The following is a 9,048-nucleotide window of genomic DNA, read 5'->3' on the forward strand; positions in this document are numbered from 1 at the left end:
GCCGACCTCGCCGACGCGCTGAACGTCTCCCGCACCAGGCTGTCGAACCACCTGGCGTGCCTGCGTAACTGCGGATGGTCGGGCAGGATGATCGGCGAGGAGAGCAGCAGGGGCGAGACCGCGCCGTCCGCGGGGGAGCCGGCCGGGGGCGGGCCGCCGAGCACCGGGAAGGTGAAGTCGTTGCGGCAGCTCCGGGCCGCGTCCTCGAGGTCCGGGCCCGGGTCGATCAGGGAGACGAACTCCGCGCCGTCCGCACCGAGAAGGGTGTGGGTGGCGATCAGGGCGTGGCGCAGGGCCCGGTCCCGGGTGGCGTGCGGCTCGGTCGTACGGACCTCGTTCGCGGTGCGCACCCGCAGCCGCAGTACATCTCCGCCGAGCCGCTCGGCCACCAGTGTGGTGCTCGCCCGCACCTCCTCGCGGCGCCGTACGACCCGCCCGGCGCAGCCGGGCAGCGCCTGCGCGTCGGTACCGGCCGGGGAACCCACCGCGAACGTGTGCTCGCCCTCGTCCAGGGCCGCGGTGAGCTCGGCCTCGCGCGGCACCGCCTCCTCGAAGGTCAGCTGTACGGTGCCGTCGTCGCACGTCAGCGACTCCACCGGCCGCCCGTCGGCGTCCTCGGCCTGCTTGTGCTGCATCTGCAGGTACCGCACCCGCAGCCGTAGCACCGCACCCGGCCGCCGTACCCGCACCAGACACTCCGTCTGCTGGTACCAGGAGTCCGCCGAGCCCGACACGCCGGGGCTGACCGGCCCGTCCGCCTCCACCCAGGCACGGGGGAACAGGACCCCGAACTGCCAGCGGGCACGGTTCTTCGGCGAGGACCGCCGATAGGGGTAGAGGAGGTAGCCCTCGTAGAGGACGGCATCGGCGACGGCGCTCATGCCTTCGAAGGCCGGCAGAGGACGGCCTGAGCCGTCCACCAGGGCAGTGCGGGACGCCCTGCCCTCGACCATTCCCTCGGCCATACAGCCTCCTTGGATCCGTGCGCGCGCCCATACCTTCCACCACGGTCACATCGGTCACGCCCGCCCGCCTCTTCTGGCTGAGCGGCGTTGCGCCGGACGGGGGAGGCCGCCGGGACGGCGCCCGGGTCAGGGGGCGACGAAGAGGGTGGGGAAGCGGGGCGCGAGCCAGGGGCGGCGGCCGTGGGCGAGCACCTGTCCCTTCGCGATCGCCGCCCAGGGGTTGCGGCGGCCGAGGGCGATGAGGAGGAAGGCGACCGGTTCGACGACGATGGTGCAGTCCGGGCGGTCCAGCGGCTCCGCCGTCACCCGTACGGCACCGTCGCCGACGGTGACACCGAAGGCACCGCCGCCACCGCGCAGCCGGACGGAGTAACGCGCGGTCAGTCCCGCGACGGCCGCGCCGTCCGCCACGGTCGGCATGGCCGACAGCAGGAACGGCAGGCACCAGGTCACCCGGTCGGGGTCGAGCATGTCCGGGAACCCCAGGGCACGGGCGATGTCGTAGCCGTGGCCCAGCATGTGCGTGAGCAGGTAGGAGCCCAGGACGGAGCGGTCCATCGGACCGAGCGGGGTGACGGGCGCCGGCCCGTCGGGCGCCGCGCGCAGGGCGTCGGCACAGCGCCCGGCCTGCTCGATGATCATCGTGGCGAGCGGCCCGGCCCGGCGCTCCCCGAACCCGGCGAGCGACTCGGTGTTGGCCGCCGCCAGGCTCTGCGGTGTGCCGTCGCCGTAGGGGCGTTCCCGGCCCTCCGCGAGGTCGGCCATCAGGGCGTTGGCCAACGCCAGATGGGCCGCGGCCTCGCCGAGCGTCCACGTCGACCCGGGCACGGGGACCCCAGGGTCGGATGCGGCGCGCAGCACCACCGCGATGTCGTCGGCGCTCTGCCGTATCGCCCGCCCGAGCCCTTCGGGCAGCGCCCCTCGGACGTCCTGCCGTGCCACCTGGTCCACGCCGATTGCCCCCGCTCCGTCGCGCGGTACCCAATCAGACGTACGGACGTACGACAACCCCCATGGCGCTCACCGGGGGCCGAGTCCCCCCAGGAAGGTGTCCACGACCGTGTCGGCGGCCTGGGCGGCGGTGAGTTCGGGCAGCTGATGCGCGGCCAGATGCATGAGCTGGGGCAGCAGTGAACTCGCCCAGTCGAGGGGCAGGTCCGTGCGCAGCAGGCCTTCGTCGGCGGCGCGCCGCAGGAAGTCGTCGACCTCCCGCTTCAGGGCGTCACGCCGCTCCCGGATCGCCTCGTCGGCCTTGAGCCGGGTCAGCTCCACGGGCCAGGTCCGGTTCACGCCGATGATCTCCTCGACATACCGGTGCAGCGCCACGGCGACCGGTGCCTCGCGCAGCCGGGCGTGCTCGACCGCCCGCTCGACCGCGTCGTAACGCGCCTCGTAGACGGCCGTCAGCAGCTCTCCGCGGGACGCGAAGCGCCGGTAGACCGTGCGCCGGTCCACACCGGCCTCCGCGGCGATCGCGGCGATGCTCGCGCCCGGGTCGGCGGCGAGCATGCGGGCCCCGGTCGTCAGGACGGCTTCCAGGTTGCGTGCTGCGTCTGCTCTCACGCGCCGAAGCATAGCCCGGAGTGTGGAGCCTGTCACAGCTACCGCCTCGTGGCTGAGACTGCATTCAATACAAGTGCTACATTGCTGTGGCAGAAGATGGATGTCACCGCATACGAGATCCCCGGAGAGCACATGATCATTTACGACCGCCTCTTCCTCGCGGGCCGCTGGACCGAGCCCAGCAGTCCCGAACTCCTCGACATCCGCTCACCGCACGACCAGGCGGTCATCGGCCGTGCCGTCCAGGCGCGGCCGGCCGACATCGACCGCGCCGTGGCCGCCGCCAGGCGCGCTTTCGACGAGGGTCCGTGGCCGCGCACCGCACCGGCGGAGCGCATCGCGGTCATCCGGCGGCTGAACGCGCTCCGGGAGGCCGAGGCCGAGCGCATCGCCGACCTCGTCTCTGCCGAGAACGGCTCGGCGAACTGGTTCACCAGGGCCGGCCAGCCGGGGCTCACCCGGCAGGCGAACGCCTATCTCGAGGCGGCGCGGGAGTTCGGCTGGGAGGAGACCCTCGAACGGGCCGCCGCGGTCCGCACCGTGGTGCGCCGTGAGCCCGTCGGTGTCGTGGCCGCGGTCATCCCCTGGAACTCCCCGTTCTCCGCGGCCATGGCGAAGATCGTCCCGGCGCTGCTCGCGGGCAACACGGTCGTCCTGAAGGTGTCCCCGGAGAACTCGCTGAGCATGGGGCTCCTCGCCGGGCTGCTGGAGCGGGCCGGTCTGCCGGACGGTGTGATCAGCGTGCTGCCCGCCGACCGGCGGACCAGTGAGCACCTCGTCTCGCACCGCGACGTCGACAAGGTCGCCTTCACCGGCTCCACCGGGGCCGGACGGCGCATCGCCGCCATCGCGGGCGCCCAGCTGAAGCGGGTCAGCCTGGAGCTGGGCGGCAAGTCCGCCGCGATCCTGCTGCCCGACGCCGATGTCCGGCACGCCGTGCAGGGGCTGAAGTTCGCCTCCCTGCTCAACAACGGCGAGTCCTGCATCGCCCAGACGAGGGTCCTCGCCCCGCGCGCCCGGTACGAGGAGGTCGTCACCGCCCTCAAGGACCTCGTGGAGTCCCTCAAGGTCGGCGACCCGGCCGATCCGGACACTTTCATCGGCCCGATGGTCCGCCCTGACCAGCAGCAGCGCGTGCGCGACTACATCGAGCTCGGCATCATGGAAGGGGCCCGGCTCGTCACCGGCGGCCCCGGGATCCCGCCGGGGCTGGAGAACGGCAACTACGTGACCCCGACCGTCTTCGCCGACGTCGACAACTCCATGCGGATCGCCCAGGAGGAGATATTCGGCCCGGTCCTGGTGGTCATCGCCTATGACGACGAGGACGACGCCGTACGGATCGCCAACGACTCCGAGTACGGCCTCTCCGGCGGGGTGTGGTCCGCCGACGAGACCCACGCCCTCGAGATCGCCCGCCGGCTGTGCACCGGCACCGTCACCGTCAACGGCGCCCCGATCGGGTTCGACGGCCCGTTCGGCGGCCACAAGGCCAGCGGCATCGGCCGCGAGTACGGCGCGGTGGGGCTCGCCCAGTACATCGAGTACAAGACCGTCACCGTATGAACTTGCGCCATGTCGGACGAACGCGGCCGCAGGCAAGGCGAGTTGTGAGAGGGTGCCGATGCGTCACCGGTTCAGCAGGTGACGTGAGGCAACGGTGAACACTGCATCGAGGAGGGCTTCACGTGATCGACAGGCGCACCTTCGGCACGGTTCTGGGCACGGGAGCGGCGGCTGTCTCGCTGAGCGGGCTGCCGGGCGCGCCGACCGCCTCCGCCGCTCCCCGGGGCACGTCACCGGTGCCGGTGGCCGGGGGTGCCTTTCCGCGGCTGAGGCAGATCAGGGCCGGACTTCTCGACGTGGGGTACGCGGAGGTCGGCCCTGCCCACGGTCCCGTGGTCGTCTGCCTGCACGGCTGGCCGTACGACATCCACAGCTTCGCCGGCGTCGCCCCGCTGCTCGCCGCCCGGGGCTACCGCGTGATCGTGCCCTATCTGCGGGGCCACGGCACGACCCGTTTCCTGTCCGACCGCACCTTCCGCAACGCGCAGCAGTCGGCCGTCGCGCTGGACATCGTCGCCCTGATGGACGCCCTCAAGATCGGCAAAGCCGTGCTGGCGGGCTTCGACTGGGGCTCGCGCACCGCCGACATCATCGCCGCGCTGTGGCCCGAGCGGTGCCGGGCGCTGGTGTCGGTGAGCGGGTACCTGATCACCGACGTCAAGGCCAACCTGCAACCCCAGGCGGCGAAGAGCGAGTACACCTGGTGGTACCAGTACTACTTCGCCACCGAGCGCGGCAGGCTGGCCATGGAGGACCGGGACCGGCGACGTGACCTGACCCGGCTCGTGTGGGAGCAGGTCTCCCCGACCTGGGACTTCGACGACGTCACCTTCGACCGCACGGCGGCGGCCTTCGACAACCCGGACTACGCGGCGATCGTCATCCACAACTACCGCTGGCGGCTGGGCATCGCGGACGGCGAGCGCCGCTACGACGATCTCGAGAAGCGGCTCGCCGCACGGCCTTTCATCGCCGTGCCCACCCTTACCCTCGACGCCGGGCGCGATCCCTTCACCGCCCCCGGGAACGGCAGCGGCTACCGGGACAGGTTCACCGGCGCCTACGAGCACCGCACGCTGACGGGCGTCGGTCACAACGTCCCCCAGGAGGCCCCCGAGGCCTTCGCGCGGGCCGTCGTCGACGCGGATCACCTCGCGGTCCCGTCACCGTCCTGACAGGTGATCGGTATGGCCGCGGCGCGCGCCGGGTGGGCGGGGCGCGGGCGGTGGCGGCGGCGGGGCGAGCCGTGGTTCCTCGCGCCACCGCCCGAGACGGACGGCCCCGGGCAGCTGCGGGAACTGCGGACCGTGTCCGAACGCGGGCGGCCGACCGGCGGCTCCGGGCGCAGCGCCCCATGATCCGCGGAGTGGCTGCTCGGTAGGAGCGGTCGCCGCAGGGGCCGTTGCCGAACGGGAGGCCGTGCCCGTCACTGCTGGGCCGCCCGGGGCCGCGCAGCCCGCCCGTCCCCGGCCTGTCAGGAGGCGGCCGCCGTCCGCGGGCCGTGGTGGCGTGCTCTCGCCCGGGCTTTCGCCGCGTCGGCGAGGCCGGGCTGGAGCCTGCGGGCGGCGTCCACGTGGTCGTCGGTCCAGATGATCCGGATCGCGACGGGGGTGGCCCGCCCCTCGTCGTCGCTGAGTTCGGTGCGGACGGACTCGACGAGCCGGGCGGCGCCCTCGGGCCGCAGCGGGACGACGTCGGGCACCGGCGAGTGGTCGCCGAGGCTCGCGGCGAACTCGTGGTACCAGCCGGTGACCAGGGCCGCGGACCCGAGCACGGCACCGTGGGCGTCGGCCCGGACGGCCTGGACCCGGGCCAGGTCCTCGCCCTGCCACAGGGACACGACGGCATCGGCGGCCAGCCGCAGGCCCACGACCCCGGTCACCAGCGTGGTCGTACAGGCCAACGACAGGGGTTTGGCGCCGCGTTCGGCCAGGTAGCTGCGGAACGCGTCGTCCAGCCGCCGGGCGGAGGCCGCCGCCACCCGGCTCTGCGGACCGGGATCCGTGGGGGTGCTGTGGCCGAGGGCGTAGTCGACGGCGCAGCCCAGGTAACGGGCGCTGTCGTCGTACGCCTCGGCGAGCGCCCGGTGCACGGCGGCCCGGGCGCCGCGCGGCCAGAAGAACACCGCGACGACGACGCTGACCGCACAGCCCAGCGCGATGTCCTGGACGCGCAGCAGGGCGATGTGCCAGCTGGGGTCGTGGCCGATGTTGAACAGCACCACGAGCGTCACGGTGAACGCCGCCTGCCCGGCGGCGAAGGAGACGGCCGCGGGCGCGACGCCCGCGAGCAGGACGGCCACCGGGAGCACGAACCACAGGGCGGTGCCGTGGTGGCCGATCAGCTGCAGCAGCCCGGCCCCGATCACGGATCCCACCACGGTGCCCAGGACGGCACGGACGGCGTTCTGCCCGGTGCTGAGCGCGTTGGAGCGCAGCACGGACAGGGTGCCCAGCAGCACCCAGAAGGAGTGCCCGACTCCGGTCACCCCGGCGAGGAACACGGCGATGCCGAGGCCCACGGCGCCGCGCAGGCTGTTGTGCAGCCACACCGAGTCCACCGTGAGGTGGGTGACGGCCCGTTCGCGGGCGGCGGCCAGCGGCGCGGTCAGCGCGCCCGGTTCCCGGCCGAGCAGCCGCTCGGGCCAGCTCCGCTGCCAGGCGGAGGCCGCCATGCCGACGTTGTCGGCGATCTGCAGCACGGCGAAGCCCAGCTCCTGGGCGCGGAAGGACACGTCCAGCATCGCGATGAACCCGTAGACCTCGGCCGTCCTGTTCCCGTCCGGCGGCTCGGCGGGCACACGGACGGCGGAGCTGTGCTCCATCCCGGTCAGGGCCGCCCGCAGCTCCGCGGCACGGGTCCGCAGCGGACCGGTGTCGCCGTCGAGGTCGGTGAGCAGGTCACAGGCCGCCTCCAGGACGAGCGCGCCGGCCCGGCGCACGAAATGGGCGGCCGGATCGCAGCCGGGCGGCTCGTCGGCGTAGTCGGACCGGTCCACGAGCACGGCACACAGCCAGGTGAGCTCGTCGACCAGCCGGACCAGGGCGCGGGAAGTCGCCGACAGGCCGGTGGGCCGGTACGGGGTGGCGTCGAAGGCCGCCCGCAGTTCGGCGCCGGTACGGGCGGTGTGCTCGGCCGCCGCCCGGCACAGGTCGGCGTCGGGCGGCAGGTCCGGGCCCGGCAGGGACGCCCGGGTGCGCAGGTACCCGGCGGCGGCCCGGCAGACGGCGGCCGCCGGGGCGCTGAGCGGATCGGCGACCGGCCGCGGCCACAGCAGGGCGACGGCGGGCAGCGCCGCCGCCGCCGCGAGCCCCGCACCCGCCAGCCGCTCGGGCAGCTGCGACAGCGGCACCGGCGCGCTGACCGGCAGCACGAAGGCCAGCAGCAGTGCCGTGGAGCTGCCCGCCAGGACCGAACTGACCACGCCCGCGAAGAGGACCAGGAAACCGACCACGACCGTCGCCGCCACGGCCGACCAGATCTCCCGCCCCGCCAGCGTCCCCACGCAGATCAGCACCAGCCAGGCCAGCGCCAGCGCCACCTGCGCCCGCAGCCGCTCCACCATCGGGCCGGAGTAGTCGACCAGCAGCAGCATCGAGAACGACCCGAACGCGGCGAAACTGGCCGTCGTCGGGGAGTGCAGCACCTCGGTGCACAGGGCGAACAGGGCGGGCATCACCAGTGCCGTCCGCCCGGCCCGCCGGGTCGCCGCGAGGTCCGGGTCCCTGCGACGCAGCCACGTCAGCCACCGTGGCGCCCGCCCCGACATGTACACCTCCCGTCGGCCCCGGCACGGTCGGCCCCGCCGCCGCACCGCGCACCCGACTCATATGCTGCCACCACCGGGCCGTCCGCGACATGTGCCGTGGCCGGGGCTCAGCGCACCGGGAAGCCGAACGAGTGCCCTTGCTCCTTCAGCCACGGCAGTACCTCGCGCAGGGCGGCCACCGTCTCGGAGCGGTCGCCGCCGGCGTCGTGGAAGAGGATCGTCGGGCCGTTGGACATCTCGTTCTTCACGGTGCTGACGATGACGGCGGTGCCCGGGCGCTCGAAGTCCTTGGAGTCGACGTTCCAGCCCAGCGGGCGCATGCCGTGGGAGGCGGCGATCTTGCGGCTGTACGGAGTGAAGGCACCGCCCGGGGCGCGGTAGTACAGCGGTCGTACGCCCCCGGACGCCTTCGTGATCATGCGCTCGGCGTCCAGGATCTGCTGGGACTGGTAGGCCTCGGACTTCTTGTCCATGGTGACGTCGTGCGACACCGTGTGGTCGCACAGCCGGTGCCCGGCCGCCACCACCGCCTTGACCAGGTCCGGATGCGCCTGCGCCTGCGGGCCGATCATGCAGAACGTGGCCTTCACGCCGTATTCCTTGAGCACCTCCAGCACCCGCGGGGTCCAGACCGGGTCCGGGCCGTCGTCGATGGTGATGTTCACACCCCGGGCGCCCCGGTCCGAGGCGTGCGCGATCTCCACCGACACCGGGGCCGCCTTCGGAACCGTGTGGGGCGCCGAACCCCCTGTACCTGAGGACCCGTTGACGGGACCGGCCTGCGCGGTCCACAGCGAGGCGGCGACGGCCACCGCACTGACCCCGAGCGCCCCAGCGACCACCTGGCCGTACCAACCCCGTCCGCCGTGCCGCGCCATGTCCGCCCCGATCCTTGTCGTTCTGTCGTTCCCGTGCACCCGTCAGGACGGAAGGCGGCGGGCACCGGATCCGTCCGTTACCGATCACGGACAATTCCGCGAGAGTTCTGCGACAGGCTCTCTGCCTGATCTCTAACGCCGGGCGCGGCGATCGGTGTTGGCGGTCTTCGTGAGACCACGGTGTGGATCCCGGTCCGCACCGAGGACGAGCACGTCGGGCGGCCTCCAGTCCGGCCTGCGCGTCCCAGGGACCGACCACGGCGGAGGGCTCGGCATACCGCGAGGACAGTTTCCGCACCCGCTCCGC

The 9,048-nt window shown here is 73.2% G+C and carries 7 protein-coding genes and 2 pseudogenes; 4 read left to right on the plus strand and 5 right to left on the minus strand.

Annotated features, from left to right (window positions below; translation table 11 throughout):
• Positions 1-72: pseudogene (locus tag ABZ646_RS32895) on the plus strand (ArsR family transcriptional regulator); the annotation flags it as partial.
• Here ABZ646_RS32895 and ABZ646_RS32900 read toward each other — a convergent pair.
• From ABZ646_RS32900 to ABZ646_RS32910, 3 genes and pseudogenes are all read right to left on the minus strand, one after another.
• Positions 69-965 (minus strand): annotated as a pseudogene (locus ABZ646_RS32900) (hypothetical protein); the annotation flags it as partial. The pseudogenes ABZ646_RS32895 and ABZ646_RS32900 sit on opposite strands and share 4 nt — an antisense overlap.
• Before the next feature lie 126 nt (positions 966-1,091).
• Positions 1,092-1,916 (minus strand): maleylpyruvate isomerase family mycothiol-dependent enzyme, encoded by an 825-nt coding sequence (locus ABZ646_RS32905; protein WP_360527043.1) that lies wholly within the window; start codon positions 1,914-1,916, stop codon positions 1,092-1,094.
• A gap of 69 nt (positions 1,917-1,985) precedes the next feature.
• Positions 1,986-2,474 (minus strand): TetR family transcriptional regulator, encoded by a 489-nt coding sequence (locus ABZ646_RS32910; protein ID WP_360527058.1) that lies wholly within the window; start codon positions 2,472-2,474, stop codon positions 1,986-1,988.
• 186 nt (positions 2,475-2,660) lie between these two features.
• On the opposite strand from ABZ646_RS32910, the gene ABZ646_RS32915 reads away from it, so the two are divergent.
• From ABZ646_RS32915 to ABZ646_RS32925, 3 genes are all read left to right on the plus strand, one after another.
• Positions 2,661-4,094, plus strand: a complete 1,434-nt coding sequence (locus ABZ646_RS32915) for an aldehyde dehydrogenase (protein ID WP_360527061.1) — start codon at positions 2,661-2,663, stop codon at positions 4,092-4,094.
• 122 nt (positions 4,095-4,216) lie between these two features.
• Entirely contained in the window at positions 4,217-5,269 is a 1,053-nt protein-coding gene (locus ABZ646_RS32920) for an alpha/beta hydrolase (protein ID WP_360527046.1), read from the plus strand.
• A gap of 12 nt (positions 5,270-5,281) precedes the next feature.
• Complete coding sequence (locus ABZ646_RS32925) at positions 5,282-5,452, plus strand: hypothetical protein (protein ID WP_360527049.1); 171 nt, start codon at positions 5,282-5,284, stop codon at positions 5,450-5,452.
• 116 nt (positions 5,453-5,568) lie between these two features.
• Here the strand turns inward: ABZ646_RS32925 and ABZ646_RS32930 are convergent, their stop codons facing one another.
• Both ABZ646_RS32930 and ABZ646_RS32935 read right to left on the minus strand, forming a co-directional pair.
• Positions 5,569-7,863, minus strand: coding sequence for an FUSC family protein (locus tag ABZ646_RS32930; RefSeq protein ID WP_360527052.1), 2,295 nt, complete (start codon positions 7,861-7,863; stop codon positions 5,569-5,571).
• 107 nt (positions 7,864-7,970) lie between these two features.
• Positions 7,971-8,741: a polysaccharide deacetylase family protein gene (locus ABZ646_RS32935; protein ID WP_360527055.1), complete on the minus strand. Its 771-nt coding sequence runs from the start codon at positions 8,739-8,741 to the stop codon at positions 7,971-7,973.
• Positions 8,742-9,048: the final 307 nt, after the last annotated feature.

The sequence above is a fragment of the Streptomyces sp. NPDC007162 genome (genome assembly GCF_040634175.1).
GTDB lineage: Bacteria > Actinomycetota > Actinomycetes > Streptomycetales > Streptomycetaceae > Streptomyces.